Below are 14,757 nucleotides of genomic sequence, written 5' to 3'. Positions count from 1 at the left end.
GCCAATATCAGAGCCGCGCCTTCGTGCTGTGGGGTGTGGCCAGGAGCAGGCTGGTCTCGCTGGCCATGATACCCGGAATGAGGCGGATGCGCCGCAGAACGGCGTCCAAATCGGTAAGCGCCGCCGTGCCGAGTTCGACGATGATGTCCCAGCGCCCGTTGGTCGTGTGGATCGCCGAGACCTCCGCAAGTCCACTGAGCGCGTGGACGACCCGATCTGCCATGCGTCCCTCGATCTCCACCATCATGATGCCGCGCACGGGCGAATCGACCGCGTCGGCACGCAGCACGACGGTGTAGCCAAGGATGGCGCCTGACTGCTCGAGGCGCGCGATACGCCGAGATCGAGCGCCAGGTCGGAGATGCCGCGCCGCGCGTCGTGGCGAAGAAGCGTAATGAGACGTTCGTCAAGCTGATCCATAATTGACCGATATGGTAGCAATTATGGCCAAATCGATAAATAGTTTCGATATATCTGTCAAATTGGCTTGTTCAATCTGTCGTAGAATCGAGGTCGAATAGCGGGCGTTCGCGACATTGGCGGAGTTGGGCGATGCACTGCAAGATCCTTGGCATACCCGTTCAAGACGGGGCTGGCCGCATGGGCTGCGAGATGGGGCCAAGCGCGCTTCGCACGGCGGGCCTCGTCGCCGCGCTGACCGATCTCGGACACGAAGTGAGCGATCTCGGCACCGTCTCGCCGGCGCCGCGGCGACCGCTTACCCACGGCAACACCGCGCTCCGTGCGCTACCGGAGATCGCCGCCTGGACAACCGCCATCGCCGAGGCGACCTACGCGGCGAGCGGCGAGGGGACGCCCATCTTTCTGGGCGGCGACCACAGCATTTCCGCGGGATCCGTCTCCGGTCTCGCGCGGCGCGCGGCCGAGATCGGGCGGCCGCTCTTCGTCCTGTGGCTCGACGCCCATCCCGACTTCCACACGCTCGAGACGACGGCAAGCGGCAATCTGCACGGCGTGTCGCTCGCCTATGTCTGCGGCCGAAGGGGGTTCGAGGGCTATTTCCCGGAACTGCCTGCACCCGTCGATCCACGCCATGTCTGCACTTTCGGCCTGCGCAGCGTCGACCCTGCCGAGCGCCAGGCGCTTGCCGCCGCCGGTGTCACCGTGCACGACATGCGCACCATCGACGAGCACGGCGTGGCGCCTTTGCTGCGCGCTTTCCTGGAGCGGGCGTCGGCGGCGAACGGCCTGCTGCACGTCAGCCTCGACGTCGACTTCCTCGACCCCTCGATCGCGCCGGCAGTCGGCACCACGGTCCCCGGCGGCGCCACCTTCCGCGAGGCGCATCTGGCGATGGAGATGCTGCACGACAGCGGCCTCGTCACCAGTCTCGACCTCGTCGAATTAAACCCATTCCTCGACGAAAGAGGGCGCACCGCCACCCTTCTCGTCGACCTCACGGCAAGCCTGATGGGTCGCCGCATCATGGATCGCCCCACAAGGAGCCACTGATCCCCATGGCCGACCATCTCAACCTCGTTCCCTTCGTCAGCGTGCATCACATGATGCAGCTCGTTCTCGAGATTGGCGTCGAGCGCTTTATGGGTGAGCTTACCGCCTACATCGAGGAGGACTTCCGCCGCTGGGAGAAATTCGACAAGACGCCGCGCGTCGCCTCGCACAGCCGCGAAGGCGTCATCGAATTGATGCCGACGAGCGACGGCAGGCACTACGGCTTCAAATACGTGAACGGTCATCCGAAGAACACCCGCGAGGGGCGGCAGACGGTGACAGCCTTCGGCGTGTTCGCCGATGTCGGCAACGGCTATCCGCTGCTGATCTCGGAAATGACAATCCTGACGGCGCTGCGCACGGCGGCGACCTCGGCGCTGGCAGCGAAATATCTGGCGCCGAAGGGGGCGGACTGCATGGCGCTGATCGGCAATGGCGCGCAGGCCGAGTTCCAGGCCATGGCATTCAAGGCGCTTCTCGGGATCCGGAAACTGCGCCTCTACGACATCGACCGCGGGGCGACCGAAAAATGCCGGCGCAATCTGGCCGGTCTGGGGTTCGAGATGACGGCCTGCGCCAGTGGCGAGGACGCGGTGGAGGGGGCGCAGATCATCACGACTGCCACGGCCGACAAGCAGTACGCGACGATCCTGACCGACAACATGGTGGGCGCCGGCGTCCACATCAACGCCGTGGGAGGCGACTGCCCGGGCAAGACCGAGTTGCACCGCGACATCCTTCTGCGCTCCGACATCTTCGTCGAATACCCGCCGCAAACGCGCATCGAGGGCGAGATACAGCAGCTCGACAAGGATCATCCGGTGGAGGAGTTGTGGCGCCTGATCGCCGGCAAGGCTGTAGGCCGGCGCGAGGCACGGCAGATCACCTTGTTCGATTCGGTCGGTTTCGCCACAGAGGATTTTTCCGCACTGCGCTACGTGCGCGACAAGATCGAACAGACGGGCCTCTACACCGATCTCGACCTCCTTGCCGACCCCGACGAGCCGCGCGACCTCTTCGGCATGCTCCTGCGCTTCCCAGGCTCGTCCCTCTTGGCGGAGAAGGAGAGAGGACCGGTCTCATAGACGCCCTCGGCTTCGGCTAATAGGCGGCAGTGAATCTGGTCCGGCTGTGCCTGGGCGTCTCGGCTTCGTCGAGCAGCGCCACGGCCAGGTCCGCCAGGGAAATCCGCGAGTGGCCGGCTGCGTCGACAAGCAGTTCGTCGCCGCCCAGCCGAAAGTGTCCCGTGCGCTCCCCCGGCTCCAGCTGGGCTGGCGGGCTCAGATAGGTCCAGTCGACCGCCGTGTCAGTGCGGCAGACTTCGAGTTGGTCGCCGCAGGCAAGCGCGATGTCCCGGTAGGCGGCGGGCATGTAGCGCGGATCATCCACGAGGTGGCAGCCCGTATCGGGCACGATCAGGCTGCCGGCACCGCCGACAAGCAGCAGCCGCACGCCGGTGCGGGCTAGCCCGTCCAGGAGCGCCTCGGCCGTGGTCACGAGATCGCGTTCGCTGCCGGGCGCCGGGCGGGTGGTGCTGATCACCAGATCCTGGCCGGCGCTCAGCGCGGCAACATCGTCGGCGTTCGCGGCATTGCCCGTGCGTGCGGTGGCCGCGGCGGGCAGCTCTGCAAACCGGGCTGCATCGCGTGCGACGGCGGTGACGTGGTGGCCGCGCTCGATCGCCTCGGTCACGACGCGACGCCCGACACTGCCTGTGGCTCCGAAGACGGTGATGCGCATCGGTCTTGGTCCTCTTGGATCGGTTGGATTGTTCAGGAAGAAGGTGCCGCGCGCCATCGGGACGGCGTGGAAGGTGCGCGGCGCAACAGGAGCGCGATCGCCAGCACCACCATCAAGGCGCCCGGCAGCCACTGCCAGCCTATGCGCTCGGGCTCGCCGGCAAAGAGGAGCAGCATGGAGACGAACGGTACGAGATAGGTGTAGGCCGTGACCGCGCCCGGGGTCAGAACGGCGGTTGCCCGCTGCATCAGCCAGAAGGTGACGCCGCTGGAGAACACGCCCAGGTAGGCTACCAGCAGGAAATCGAAAAGCGTCATGGCGGCGAGCGCCCGCGGCGTCTCCATGGCCAGACCTAGAAAGCCGATCAGCACGCCGCCGGCAACTAGGCTCCAGAAGGTACGCAGCGCCGCTCGATCCGAAAGCCAGCCGCGCGCCAGTCCCCACTTAGTCAGGACCGGGTACAGCGCGGAAGCCACGCAGCCGAGAAAGAATGCCGCTTCGGCGATACCGAACTGCAGCCCGTCGAGCGTGGCGCCGCTTTCCGCAAGGGCGAGCCCCAGCGCGCCGATCGCGCCGAGGGCCAGGATGGCAAGCAGGCGCCCGGCCGGGTTTTCCACGCCAAGCCCGCGGCCGAGGCAATAGGCGAGCAGCGGGACACTGACATAGAGGGTCGCCATCGATAGCGCGGTGGCGCGATGCGCGGCCCAGAACATGGCACCGAAGAAGCCGGCGAGGCACAGTCCCATGACGGCATAGAGCGTGAGCCCCGGAAGGCTCGGCCAGCGATCAGGTGTCCGCCAAACGAGCGCGCCTATGGCGAGGGCCGCGATGGCGAAGCGGATCGCCGTCAGAAGCAGCGGCGGCAGGCCCTCGCTCATCAGCCCGACAGCCGGGAACGACAGACCCACGATCAGCGCCCACAGGAGCATTCCGGCATGCGTGCCGCGTGCGTCTTGTGTTACCTCTGACACCGTCATCACGCGCTTCCTTCCTGGCTTCCTTGCGCTGCAAGGGCGGGTATTTCCCAACCAACGCAACTCCAAAGCTAATTGATCTTCCGCGACGCGATAATACGTGGATGCGTCCAGAGACTGTTCACTATTGGTGAAGAGTTCGGCCAGTGCACCTTTGGGCACGGAGAGGCCCCTCCAAAGCTACCCGGAATAGCGTACTGTTGCCACTCGGTCGGCAATCTGCGATCCAGCCTCCAGACTATTCACCTAAGGTGAAGAACGATGGATCGCTTGACCGCATTGAAGGTCTTTCGCCAAGTGGTGGAGCTTGGCAGCTTTGCGGAAGCTGCGCGGCAGCTCCGTCTTTCGCCCGCGGCCGTCAGCAAGAATGTAGGCGAGTTGGAGGCTCATCTCGCCGTGCGGCTCCTCAACCGCACCACCCGGCGCATGAGCCTCACCGAGGCGGGCTCGCTTTATTATGATCAGGTCGCGCGCATCCTGGACGAGCTGGAGGAGGCGGACAGCTCGCTTGGGCCGCTGCAGGAGAGCCCGAGTGGTCTTTTGCGGGTCAGCGCGCCGGTGACGCTGACGTTGGTCTGCCTCTCCCAGGCGCTGCCGGGCTTCCTCGGCCGCCACCCCGACCTCACCCTCGACCTGAGGCTCGATGATCGACGGGTCAACATCGTCGAGGAGGGTTTCGACATCGCCATCCGCGCCAGCGGCAGCCTTGAGGACTCCAGCCTGATCGCGCGAAAACTCACCACGATCCCGCATGTCGTCTGCGGCGCGCCGTCCTATCTCGAACGCTCCGGCACACCAATGAGCCCCGAGGACCTCAAGCGCCACAGCTGCATCCAGTTCACGTTGTCCGGCCATGCCGATGAATGGGCGTTCGAGAAGGCTGACCGCCAGATCCGCATCCCCATAAGCGGTCGCTACAAGGTGACTTCGAGCCTGGCCGTTCGCGATGCCCTGCGCGCCGGCTTCGGTCTCAGCCTGATCCCTTGGGCTTACGTCCGCGAAGACATCGAGCAGGGGCGCCTGCGTACCGTTCTCGGCGAGTGGTCGGCGGTCGCGCTTTCCGTCTACGCCGTCTATCCGTCGAGACGCTACGTCGTTCCCAAGGTGCGCGCTTTTCTCGACTTTCTCGTTGAGGAATTGGGCGAAGGAGCAAACCCTGCCTATTGAAGAAGCCGCGGCAGCAGCAGCGTAATCCCCGGAAAGGCGATGAGCAGTGTAACGCGGACGATTTCGGACGCGAAGAAAGGCATGACCCCCTTGAAGGTCTCGCGCATCGGCACATCCGGCGCCAGGGAGTTGATGATGAAGACGTTGAGACCGACGGGCGGCGTGATCAGCCCCAGCTCCACCACGACGAGAATGATGATTCCGAACCAGATCTTGAGCTCTTGCGGCCCGAGGCCGAACTCGAGGCCTGAGACGATGGGCCAGAAGAAAGGGATCGCCAGGATGACCATCGACAGGCTGTCCATCAGGCAGCCGAGGATCAGGAACGCGACGATGATCATCACGAGAATGGCGAGCGCCGGCAGCGCGCTGTCGTGCAAGGCCGCCGCCGCTGCCTGGGGAACGCCGGCGCGTGCCATGAAGATCTTCAATAGTTCGGCGCCCAGCAGGATGAGGAAGATCATGCCGCTGGTGCGTGCCGTCTCCAGGAGCGCTCCGCGGAATCCCGACCAGTCGAGCCGCCCGCGCACGATGCCGTAGGCGCCGACCAGAAAGACGCCGATGGCAGCGGCAGGCGTCGGATTGTAAATCCCGGCATAGATGCCGCCGATGACGATACCGAAAATGACGACCACGGGAATGATAGCGAGGGTCGCCTGCAGGAGCTCGTCGCGCGGCACTTTGTGGCCGGTAGGCCCGGCGCCCGGTACGGCCCAGACGTAGACGGCGATGGTGGCGATGAACAGCACCATTGCCAGGATGCCCGGCAGCAGGGCTGCGGCGAACATGGTGACGATGTTCGCCTCGACGATGATGGCGTAGACGATCAGCACCACCGACGGCGGGATGAGGATGCCCAGCGTGCCGCCGGCGGCGACCGTGCCGGTGGCGAGCGCCGGCGAGAATTTGTAGCGCCTGAGTTCGGGCAGGGCGACCTGACCCATGGTCGACGCGGTGGCCGTGGAGGAGCCGGAAAGCGCGCCGAAGCCGGCGCAGGCGGCGACTGCCGCCATCGCCACGCCGCCCGGAAAGCGTCCAAGCCAGGCGTTCGCCCCGCGGAACAGGTCGCTCGAAAGGCCAATACGCGCCGCAAGCCCGCCCATCAGGATGAACATGGGGAGCACCGTCAGGTCGTAGTTGGAGAACTGGGCGTAGGCCAGATCCTTGAGCTGGTTGAGCACGATCGCCGGCCCCGTCTGCAGCATGGTGCCGACGATGCCGACGAGGATCATCGTGTAGGCGACCGGCACGCGGATGGCGATCAGGGCCAGAAGGGCAAGGAGGCCGGCAAGTCCAAGGGCGAAACTGTCCATCATGGCGCTATTTGGTCGTCCTTCCGCGTTCGCCAAGCGGCAAGGCCGGCCTTCTGCGCATCATCCGCCAGCCGTTGAGCAAGGTAATGAGCGCGGCCACCAGGAGCAGGACAAGCGAAACGAGAATTGGCGGAAAGGCGGTCCACAGGGGCAGCCGAAGCACCGGCGTGATCTCCGGATATTGCAGATAGCCGAGAAAGCCGAGCCACATCTGCCTGAGGAGAAGCAGCGCGAACGCGGCGGCGAAGAGCGCCGAGAGCATGGCCATCGCCGCCTTTTTCCCCTCGCTCATATTTTCGGTGAAAATGTCGACGGCCACATTGGCACCGGTGAGCTGGCAATAGGGCAGGAACATGAAGATGACGACCGCCACGAAATGCTTCACCAGCTCGTAGTCGGCCGGAAAGGGCGCCGCAAAGAGCAGGTTCGACGCCGCGCTCGCAGCGGTCATCACGGCAAGCCCGGCGGTGATCAACCCGCCGAGCAATGCCCAATAGCGGATAAGCGAGGCGAGGAGGAATATCACCCTCGCCCCATCGCCGCCGGGGCCTCGATACTGGCGTTCGCCACTCAAGATGCGTTGTTCGCTATCGCCGCCTTGGCGGCCTCGGCGAGGGCGGCGGCATCGAAGTCCGTGTGGTCGGCGATCCACTTGTCGACCACGGGGGCGAGCGCCTCGTTGAAGGTATCCATCTCCTCCTCGGTGAGCACGATGTACTCGTTGCCCGCGTCGACGGCGATCTGGATGCCTTTGTCATCCGTATCGCGCCAGATCTGCGCCACCTGCCGCAGCCACTCCTCGTCGGAGTTCTTCGCGAAGACCTCTTTCAGGTCGTCGGGGAGCGATTCCCAGCGGGCCCTGTTCATCGACACCTGGAACGTCGTGGTGCCGAAGCGTGTCATGTTCGGCCCTTCGATCTGGTAGTCCGTCACGTCCTGAAGCTGCAGGGCGGGAATGATCTCCCACGGGATCAGCGCTCCGTCCACCGCATTGGTGGAAAGTGCCTGTGGCAGATCGGGCACCGGCATGGTGACCGGGGTGGCGCCCATCGCCTTCACGACCTCGTTGCCGGTCGGTCCCGGCACGCGCAGCTTCTTGCCCTGTGTGTCGGCGATGGTGTGCACCGGCTCCCGCGCCATGTGCAGCGCCTGGCCGGCGTGCACATGGTTGAAGAGCACATGCATGGCCTCGTATTCGGGCGCCAGGAATTCATCGAACAGCTCGCGCATGGCCAGATTGGTCGCCGCGATGTTGTTGGTGAAGATGGTCGGCAGCTCGAAGATCTCCGAGCGCGGGAAGAGACCCGGCGTATAGCCGTTGACCGTCCAGACGATGTCCACCACGCCGTCGGCTACCTGACGGACGAGCTGCGGCGGTGCGCCGCCGAGCGACATCGAGGGATAGATATCGATCTTCACGCGCCCGCCGGAATCCTCCTCGATGGAGCGCACCCACGGTTCCAGCATCTGCGTGTGGGCGGGCGCCTGGGGGCCGAGCAGGTGATGCAGCTTCAGCGTCACCTCCGCCTCCTGGGCGAAACCGGGGCGCAACAGCGCCGGCGTTGCCAGAGCCCCAGCTGTGGTAATCAGGAATTCGCGCCTTTTCATGTGTCTCCTCCTCCTTTGTTCCAGCGCCGAGTGGCGCCCCTCCCGCTAGGCCTGGCGCCCGGTTCTCGTCGCCGCCCGCACGGATGCCGCGCGGGCCGCAATTGTTTTAGGACAAACTATGCTGCCACAGGACGCACCGGTTTTCCATCCTGTCGTTCGTCGTGTCTCCTCAGCCGTTCCTCCTTCTTTCAACCCCACAGATGCGGGCTCACAAATGCGGAAGCCAGACGTCTAGCACCGCCGCCCGCTCTCCCTTGCGCACGGTCTCGAAAGCTTCCCCCACCGCCTCCTCCACCTCTTCCGGCCTTTCCACCTTGCGCGCATAGGCGGCGCCGGCGGCGGCAGCGATGCCGGCATAGTCCGGCGGCGGATCGAAGGCGACGTCGATGTCGTTGGCACGGCTCGCATAGCCGTCGGGATGGACGGCGAGCGTGGAAAAGCGCGGCGCCTTCCAGCCGCGGTTGTTGTAGACGATCTGCAGGAACGGCGTGTTGTACTTCGCGGCGATCCAATGAACACTGGAGGGCACGGAGAACATGTAGGAGCCGTCGCCCGTCAGCGAGACCACGGTCTTGTCGGGTGCTGCAAGCTTGGTGCCGATCGCCGCCCCGCCGCTCCAGCCGAGCGAGCCGCCCCCGGCGGTGAAGATCGAGCCAGGCCGGCGCATGGCCAGGTGGTTGAAGATCGTCGGGTAGTTGGTGATGCCCTCGTTGAGCACGATGGTGTCGTCATCGATATGGCGGCGCACACAGGCGGTCAGGAATTCCGGTGTGATGGCGCCGTCGGCCTTCTCGAGGGCATTGAGCGCTTTTACGCGCTCACGGCTTGTGCGCCGGTAGTGCTCGGCACGGGTGCGCACCCGCTCCGCGTCGGGCTTGCGGCGCGCCAGCGCCGCATTTAGCTGACGCAGCGCCGTCTCGGCGTGGGCGCGAAAGCTCGCCCGCGCGCCGATGTACCACAAAGGCATGTTCTCTTTCAGCGGGTCGACGTCGATGTGGAAAATCTGTGCCTCCTCGCGCGGGCGGCTGACGGTCGGGATCCACGGCACGTCGCTGTCGATCACCAGGATGCAGTCGGCCTCGGCGAGGGTGGTGTTCTGGTGCGGCTCGTTCCACTGGTTGCCCTGGTAGAGGGGATGGTCGTGCGGGAAGTTCATCGCGTTCGGCACTGATTCCAGAACGCCGACACCCAGCGCCTCGCACAACAGGACGAGTTGCTCCGCCGCCCTCGGATTGCGCCCGAGATAGGAGGTGACGACGAGCGGGCGCGCCGCCCCTTCCAACGCCGTCAGCAGCGTTTCCACCGCCTCTTCGGGGAGCGGGGAAGGGGCGAGCGGACGCCACCCCTCGGGATTAATTTCGACGGGCGAGGAAAGCGTCTCCTCCATCACCTCGCGCGCGCCCATAAGATAGGCCGGGCCTTTGGGATCCGAGCCGGCGATCTGCAGGGCCCTGTGCACGAGCTGCTTGATGTTCCTGCCGGTCCTGATCTCGTTGTCGTATTTCATGTAGCCGCGCACGATGCCGCGTTGGTCGTGCACGTCCTGGATCCATTGGATGAATTCGTTGCGGCTGCCCTTCATTTCGCCTTCCTGGGTGAAGGGCGAGGCGCCGGCGAAGACGAGCATGGGCACCCGCCCCTTGGCCGCGTTGTGGATGGCGCCGGCAAGTGCCTGGGTGCCGCACTCCACATGGACAAGCACGGCCTGCGCCTGGCCGGAAACCTGAGCAAAGCCGTGTGCGGCGCTCATGCCGACCATCTCGTTGGGACAGGTGACGATCGCCGGCACCCTGCGCCCCTGTGCGCGTGCCTCGGCGATCGCCTCGATGAGGGCAGGGTGGTCGCTGCCGAAATTCGCGAAGATGTGGCTGACGCCTGCTTCACTCAGCGCTTCGAGAAATGCTGTGCTGGCCGTGTACATCTTGCCGTCCTCAATCCAGTACGGCGACGATCCGGCGCAGAAGCCGGATCAGCTCCTGCTTCTTGTCGCCGACGATCTCGTCCAGTTCCCGGTCGTGCTCGGCCGCGCAGGCCGCCAGATGCGCCAGCTTCTCCTCGCCATGGGGCGTCAGAAACAGCGCGTAGCTGCGCTTGTCCGCGGGGTTTGCGCTGCGCCGGACGAGCTCTTCGCGCAGCAACTCTCGCAGCACCGGTGTGATGGTCGACTTGTCGCGGCCGCTGGCGCGGCTGAGCGCCATCGGCGTGATGCCCGGATTGTTGTGGATGATGGCCAGTACCGCAAACCAGCCCGGCCGCAGGTCGCTCTCACCCGTAAGCCGCCGGAAGGCCTTGAAGGAGGCGCTCTGCGCCAGCCGCAGGTGAAAGCCGACATAGTTTTCCAGCTCTCCCAGCAGCACCGGCCTGCCGTCGTCCTTCACCCGGGTTCGGGCGCTGCCACCTTTGGAAATCTCCGCCTTGTCCATCGCTCCCGACGTTTCGCGCGGGGACAATCTCCACCGCGCGCCTCCCTCGCGGCGAACCACGCCTCGGCGGGAACTATATGGCAAAGGCCAAGATCCATCAACTTAGTTTTGTATCAAACCAGTTTGAACGCCCCCCAATCATGCGCGGTTGTTACCTCGTTGTCATACTGCGCATGCACGGGAGGGGTTCTGGCGATGCGATCGCCGGGAGATGCAAACGAGAGGGGTCATTCCTATGGAACGCACTTATACGATCCGCAAGGCCGCCCTGGCGGCAGCGATGCTCGCGTCGGTCGCCTTCGCTCCGGCGGCTTCTGCCGAGAACCTGGTGCTCTACACCTCGCAGCCCGATGCGGACGCCGCCCAGACGGTCGATGCCTTCAAGGCGGCCAATCCGGGCATCGAGGTCGAAATCTTCCGCTCAGGCACCAGCGACCTTCTGACCAAGCTGGCCGCCGAGTTCGCGGCCGGCAGCCCGCAGCCCGACGTGCTGTTGATCGCCGACGCCGTCAGCATGGAGACGCTCAAGAAGGATGGCCGTCTCATGGCCTATCCCGAGGCCAACCTCGAAGGTTTCGAAGAAGCCGCCCACGACGCCGACAAGACCTATTTCGGCTCAAAGCTCATCACCACCGGCATTGCCTACAACACCCGCGCCGCCGAAAAGCCGGAGCACTGGTCCGATCTCGCAGGAGACGCCTACAAGGACCTGGCGATCATGCCGAGCCCGCTTTATTCGGGTGCCGCGGCCTACATGCTTTCGGCCTTTGTCGGGCGCGACGATCTCGGCTGGGATTATTTCGAGAAGCTCCAGGAAAACGGCCTGGTCAGCGTGCGCGGCAACGGCGCCGTGCTCAAATCGGTGGCGAGCGGCGAGAAGGTCTACGGCATCCTCGTCGATTTCATGGCGATGAACGCCAAGAAGGACGGATCGCCCATCGAGTTCGTCTTCCCCGAGGAGGGCGTGACGGCGGTGACCGAGCCGGTGGCCATCATGTCGACGGCGAAGAACCCCGACGCGGCCAAGGCGTTCGTAGACTTCATCCTTTCCGACGAGGGCCAGAAGCTGGCCCTGAGCCAGGGCTACCTGCCGGCCAAGCCTTCCGCCGGGCGTCCCGACTGGCTGCAGAGGGCATCGAGATCAACGTGATGTCGGTCGACGTGAAGGAGGTGGTCGACGAGATCGACGCCAACAAGGAGGAATTCTCCGCCATGTTCGGCGGTTGAGGACACATCCACATGTCCATTACGCGCGAGGAGCGTCAGGGCCAGGATATGGCCCTGACGGTGGGGATTGTCGCGATCATCGCGGTCTTCTCGCTGTTGCCCATGGCGCGGCTCCTGCAGGAGGTCGTGCTGCCCGGCGGCAGGTTTTCCCTGGACGTTGTCCACGCCGGCCTTGTCAGCAGCACCACGTGGCGCGCCAGCTGGAACACGCTTTGCGTGGGCCTGGGCGGCACCGCCTTGGCGCTCGTCCTCGGAGTAGCGGTGGCCCTTTTGGTCTCGCTCACCGACGTGCGGCGGCGCCAGGCGTTCGTCGTGTGCTTCGTCACCCCGCTGATGATCGCCCCGCAGGTCACCGCGCTTGCCTGGCTGCAGCTTTTCGGACCTTCCAGCCCGTTGCTCGATCTCCTCGGCCTGGCGCCGCCGCTCGGCGCACCCAACCCGCTCTATTCGCCCGAAGGCATCGTTCTGCTGCTCGGCATCCAGTACGCGCCGCTGGTCTTCCTCATCGTGCGCGCCGGCCTGCGCAAGCTGCCGCGGGAGTTGGTCGAGGCGGCGCGGTCGGCCGGCGCCGGCTGGTTCACCGTGCTGCGCACCGTGATCCTGCCGCTGATGACGCCGTCCATCGTCGGTGCGGCGGCGCTCACCTTCGTTTCCTGCATCGGCAATTTCGGCATTCCCGCCTTTCTCGGCATTCCCGCCAACTATCCGGTGCTGCCGACGCTCATCTATCAGCGCCTCGCCGGCGGTGGGCCGGCGGTGCTTTCTGAAGTCGCGTTCCTGTCCGTGTTGGTCGGCGTGATCGCCATGGTCGGCATCGTCCTGCAGGACAGGATCGGCAGCCGGCGCGACTTCCGGATCACCGCGACATCGCTGCCCGCCACGCCTTATTCGCTCGGCCGCTGGCGGCGCCCCGTCGAGCTGGGCATGTGGTTGCTGATCGTCGTTATCCTTGTTCTGCCGCTGGTCGGGTTGGTCCTGACGTCGCTGGTGCGCGGCTACGGCGTGACGCTGAGCGCCGATACGGCGACGTTCGAGAACTACCGCTTCGTCCTTCTCGAGCACGCCGCCGCCCGGCGCGCCTTCGTTAACAGCCTGTGCCTGTCGTTCGGTGCCGCCGCCTTCGCTGTCTTCGCGGCGATCCCGCTCGGCTACGCCATCGCCTGGGGCAAAAACCGCTGGATCAAGGTGCTCAACCTGGCTGTGGAACTGCCTTATGCGTTGCCCGGCGTAGTGCTGGCGATCGCCTCGCTTCTGCTATTCCTGAAGCCCATGCCGATCACCGGCATCCACATCTACAACACCGTCTGGATCATCCTCTACGCCTATCTGGCGCGCTTCCTCGTCCTGGCGGTGCGGCCGACGATCAGTGGCTATCTGCAGCTCGACCGGGCGCTGGAGGAGGCGGCGCAGGTGGCGGGCGCGGCGTTGTTCACAAGGTTGCGCACGATCGTCTTCCCCCTGGTCGCGCCGGCGGCCATTGCCGGCGGCCTGCTCATCTTCATGACGGCGTTGAGCGAGCTGACGGTCTCTGCGCTTCTGTGGTCATCCGGGGCGGAGACCATCGGCGTCATCATCTTCGCCTTCGAGCAGGGCGGGGACTCCAAGTATGCCGCGGCCGTCTCCGCGATCATGGTAGCCAGCACCTTTCTCCTGATGCTTCTGGCCAACCTTCTTGCAGGCAAACTACCCAGCGGAGTGCTCCCATGGCGGGACTGAGCATCAAGGACGTGACCAAGCGCTTTGACGGGGCCAGCGCGCTCGACGGGGTGTCGATGGACGTGGCCGACGGCGAGTTCCTCGCCGTTCTCGGGCCGTCGGGTTGCGGCAAGACCACGCTCTTGCGGCTCATCGCCGGGTTCGAGACCTTGACCGGCGGATGCATCCGCATCGGCGAGCGCGAGGTCTCCTCCCGGCACGTCAACGTGCCGCCAGAAAAGCGGCGTGTCGGCATCGTCTTCCAGAACTACGCCCTGTGGCCGCACATGACGGTGGCGGAGAACATCGACTACGCGCTGAAGGTGGCGCGTATCAGCCGCGCCGAGCGCGAAGAGCGCGTCCGCCGCGCCCTGGCCCTGGTCAACATGGAGCAGTATGGCGGACGCCGGCCAGCCAGTCTTTCCGGCGGCCAGCGGCAGCGCGTGGCGCTCGCGCGCTGTCTGGTCGCCGAGCCGCGGCTGGTGCTGTTCGACGAGCCGCTTGCCAATCTCGACGTCCACCTGCGCGCTTCCATGGAGGACGAGTTCGCCGATTTCCACAAACGGACCGGCACCACCATCCTCTACATCACCCACGACCAGGCGGAGGCCATGGCGCTGGCTGACAGGATCGCCGTGATCGACCACGGTCGCCTCATGCAGCTCGCCACCCCGCAGACGCTCTACCATGAGCCGGCCAACGAGATGGTCGCCTCCTTCATTTCCCAGGGCATGGTCCTGCCGGCCACTGTGGAAAGCCCGGAGATCGACGGCCATTGCCGCGTGCGCGTGCTCGGTCAGGAGCTGGTGGTGCGCTGCCGCAAGGGCGAGCGCCCCCGCAAAGACGCACGCATCTGCTGCCGCGCCTCGCAGTTGACGGCCGTCACTGCCAGGAAACCCGGCTTCGATGGCACGGTGACGCGCGCCGTCTATCGCGGCGGCGCGGCGCGCATCGAGTTCGAGCCGGACGGCACGCCGCATCTCGGCCTGCATTTCGAGCAGCCGGACCCCGTCACCTTCGCAGCCGGCAGCCGGGCGCGGCTCGCCCTGACGTCGGGATGGCTCATCCCGGTGGTCGAGGCCGCTTGATGCTATGTGGCGCGTTAGAGAGTAATTCCAGGAAAAGTGGGAACCGGTT

The 14,757-nt window shown here is 65.4% G+C and carries 12 protein-coding genes and 2 pseudogenes; 6 read left to right on the top strand and 8 right to left on the bottom strand.

Annotated elements, in window-relative coordinates; all coding sequences use genetic code 11:
* Positions 1–7 precede the first annotated feature (7 nt).
* Positions 8–420: pseudogene (locus tag GM910_RS13705) on the bottom strand (Lrp/AsnC family transcriptional regulator).
* A gap of 132 nt (positions 421–552) precedes the next feature.
* On the opposite strand from GM910_RS13705, the gene rocF reads away from it, so the two are divergent.
* Together rocF and GM910_RS13695 are read left to right on the top strand one after the other, a co-directional pair.
* A complete protein-coding gene (gene rocF, locus GM910_RS13700; protein ID WP_159588117.1) occupies positions 553–1,473 on the top strand; it encodes an arginase in 921 nt (306 codons plus the stop codon).
* Between the two features lie 5 nt (positions 1,474–1,478).
* A complete protein-coding gene (locus GM910_RS13695) occupies positions 1,479–2,558 on the top strand; it encodes an ornithine cyclodeaminase (protein WP_159588116.1) in 1,080 nt (359 codons plus the stop codon).
* A 16-nt stretch (positions 2,559–2,574) separates the two neighbouring features.
* On the opposite strand, the gene GM910_RS13690 is transcribed toward GM910_RS13695, so the two are convergent.
* Both GM910_RS13690 and GM910_RS13685 read right to left on the bottom strand, forming a co-directional pair.
* Entirely contained in the window at positions 2,575–3,213 is a 639-nt protein-coding gene (locus tag GM910_RS13690; RefSeq protein WP_159588115.1) for an NAD(P)-dependent oxidoreductase, read from the bottom strand.
* A 32-nt stretch (positions 3,214–3,245) separates the two neighbouring features.
* Entirely contained in the window at positions 3,246–4,190 is a 945-nt protein-coding gene (locus GM910_RS13685; RefSeq protein WP_246226112.1) for a DMT family transporter, read from the bottom strand.
* Between the two features lie 258 nt (positions 4,191–4,448).
* On the opposite strand from GM910_RS13685, the gene GM910_RS13680 reads away from it, so the two are divergent.
* Entirely contained in the window at positions 4,449–5,354 is a 906-nt protein-coding gene (locus GM910_RS13680) for a LysR family transcriptional regulator (protein ID WP_159588114.1), read from the top strand.
* Here GM910_RS13680 and GM910_RS13675 read toward each other — a convergent pair.
* The 5 genes from GM910_RS13675 to GM910_RS13655 form a co-directional block, all read right to left on the bottom strand.
* Positions 5,348–6,670 carry a TRAP transporter large permease gene (locus GM910_RS13675; RefSeq protein ID WP_246226110.1) on the bottom strand — a complete coding sequence of 441 codons (1,323 nt, stop codon included), beginning with the start codon at positions 6,668–6,670 and terminating at the stop codon, positions 5,348–5,350. The genes GM910_RS13680 and GM910_RS13675 overlap by 7 nt on opposite strands.
* A 4-nt stretch (positions 6,671–6,674) precedes the next feature.
* Entirely contained in the window at positions 6,675–7,241 is a 567-nt protein-coding gene (locus tag GM910_RS13670; protein ID WP_246226108.1) for a TRAP transporter small permease, read from the bottom strand.
* Positions 7,238–8,275, bottom strand: a complete 1,038-nt coding sequence (locus GM910_RS13665) for a TRAP transporter substrate-binding protein (protein WP_159588113.1) — start codon at positions 8,273–8,275, stop codon at positions 7,238–7,240. The genes GM910_RS13670 and GM910_RS13665 overlap by 4 nt, the downstream gene beginning before the upstream one ends.
* Before the next feature lie 208 nt (positions 8,276–8,483).
* Complete coding sequence (locus GM910_RS13660) at positions 8,484–10,196, bottom strand: thiamine pyrophosphate-requiring protein (protein ID WP_159588112.1); 1,713 nt, start codon at positions 10,194–10,196, stop codon at positions 8,484–8,486.
* 10 nt (positions 10,197–10,206) lie between these two features.
* Positions 10,207–10,725: a MarR family winged helix-turn-helix transcriptional regulator gene (locus tag GM910_RS13655; protein WP_246226106.1), complete on the bottom strand. Its 519-nt coding sequence runs from the start codon at positions 10,723–10,725 to the stop codon at positions 10,207–10,209.
* 208 nt (positions 10,726–10,933) lie between these two features.
* Here GM910_RS13655 and GM910_RS13650 point away from each other — a divergent pair.
* The 3 genes and pseudogenes from GM910_RS13650 (at position 10,934) to GM910_RS13640 (ending at position 14,708) form a co-directional block, all read left to right on the top strand.
* Positions 10,934–11,925 (top strand): annotated as a pseudogene (locus tag GM910_RS13650) (ABC transporter substrate-binding protein).
* Between the two features lie 12 nt (positions 11,926–11,937).
* Complete coding sequence (locus GM910_RS13645; protein WP_159588111.1) at positions 11,938–13,641, top strand: ABC transporter permease; 1,704 nt, start codon at positions 11,938–11,940, stop codon at positions 13,639–13,641.
* Positions 13,629–14,708, top strand: a complete 1,080-nt coding sequence (locus tag GM910_RS13640; protein WP_159588110.1) for an ABC transporter ATP-binding protein — start codon at positions 13,629–13,631, stop codon at positions 14,706–14,708. The genes GM910_RS13645 and GM910_RS13640 overlap by 13 nt, the downstream gene beginning before the upstream one ends.
* The last annotated feature ends 49 nt before the right edge of the window (positions 14,709–14,757 follow it).

This window comes from Chelativorans xinjiangensis, assembly GCF_009812055.1.
In the GTDB taxonomy this organism is placed as follows: Bacteria; Pseudomonadota; Alphaproteobacteria; order Rhizobiales; family Rhizobiaceae; genus Chelativorans; species Chelativorans xinjiangense.
This window is presented reverse-complemented; position numbering and strand designations above follow the sequence as displayed.

Coding starts and splice junctions, on each gene's coding strand:
- rocF (WP_159588117.1), top strand. CDS start 553: ATGCACTGCAAGATCCTTGGCATACCCGTTCAAGACGGGGCTGGCCGC.
- GM910_RS13695 (WP_159588116.1), top strand. CDS start 1,479: ATGGCCGACCATCTCAACCTCGTTCCCTTCGTCAGCGTGCATCACATG.
- GM910_RS13690 (WP_159588115.1), bottom strand. CDS start 3,213: ATGCGCATCACCGTCTTCGGAGCCACAGGCAGTGTCGGGCGTCGCGTC.
- GM910_RS13685 (WP_246226112.1), bottom strand. CDS start 4,190: ATGACGGTGTCAGAGGTAACACAAGACGCACGCGGCACGCATGCCGGA.
- GM910_RS13680 (WP_159588114.1), top strand. CDS start 4,449: ATGGATCGCTTGACCGCATTGAAGGTCTTTCGCCAAGTGGTGGAGCTT.
- GM910_RS13675 (WP_246226110.1), bottom strand. CDS start 6,670: ATGATGGACAGTTTCGCCCTTGGACTTGCCGGCCTCCTTGCCCTTCTG.
- GM910_RS13665 (WP_159588113.1), bottom strand. CDS start 8,275: ATGAAAAGGCGCGAATTCCTGATTACCACAGCTGGGGCTCTGGCAACG.
- GM910_RS13660 (WP_159588112.1), bottom strand. CDS start 10,196: ATGTACACGGCCAGCACAGCATTTCTCGAAGCGCTGAGTGAAGCAGGC.
- GM910_RS13645 (WP_159588111.1), top strand. CDS start 11,938: ATGTCCATTACGCGCGAGGAGCGTCAGGGCCAGGATATGGCCCTGACG.
- GM910_RS13640 (WP_159588110.1), top strand. CDS start 13,629: ATGGCGGGACTGAGCATCAAGGACGTGACCAAGCGCTTTGACGGGGCC.